Source organism: Ottowia cancrivicina (assembly GCF_029813755.1).
Lineage (GTDB): Bacteria > Pseudomonadota > Gammaproteobacteria > Burkholderiales > Burkholderiaceae_C > Ottowia > Ottowia massiliensis.
On the sequence record NZ_JARVII010000086.1, the window covers coordinates 1 to 649 of the forward strand.

General features: G+C 70.1%; 1 protein-coding gene. It reads right to left on the minus strand.

Going from position 1 to position 649, the window contains the following annotated elements; genetic code table 11:
- Positions 1 to 358: 358 nt before the first annotated feature.
- On the minus strand, positions 359 to 649 hold a 291-nt coding region (locus tag QB898_RS13150; protein WP_279525312.1), incomplete at its 5' end, for a hypothetical protein.

Sequence of the window (649 nt, forward strand, 5' to 3'; positions counted from 1 at the left end):
GCAGCGCCAGCAAGCCCGAATCAGGCGGCGGCGCGCAGGCATCCGCCGAAGAAGCCGAAGAAGCCGGAGGGGCTGAAGGGGCCTGAGGGGCCGTGCAGGCTGTGGATTGCATGGCGCGTTTCAGATTGCCTGCCCGGCGCGTACCGGCCCGGCGCGGCGCACAGGCGTGCCAGCGCCCTCTGCACGCGGCACGGCATGGCGTGCAGGAAGCCTCATTTCAGCTATCGGATCAATAGCATGATGTCCCCGTGGAATGGGCGCTGATGGCATTTTGACAGGGGTCAATTTCGCTCCTGTTTTTGGGTCAATGGGCAGGCCGCAGGCAGGGCTTGCCCGCCGCTTCGGCCTGCCCCCGGCTTCACGCGCTGGCCGCCAGCAGGGGCCGGAAACCGCCGGGCTGCGCTTCAAGGCTGGCCGGGCTGGTTTGCGCGCTGGCTGCCGCCGGCGGCGCAAAGCTGGCCAGCGCGCCTGCCAGGCGCTGGGCTTGGGCTGTGGCGCTGAAGTCTTCTGCCATGAGCATGCGCCGCGCCCATGCGGACGGCACGTAGGCCGCTGGCTGCGGCGCGCCCTCGGCCTGCTGCCCGCCTTCCTGCCCGAACTCGCTCATGGCCTGCGCCAGCGCGTCGGCTTCAGCCCACGGTCCTTTGTG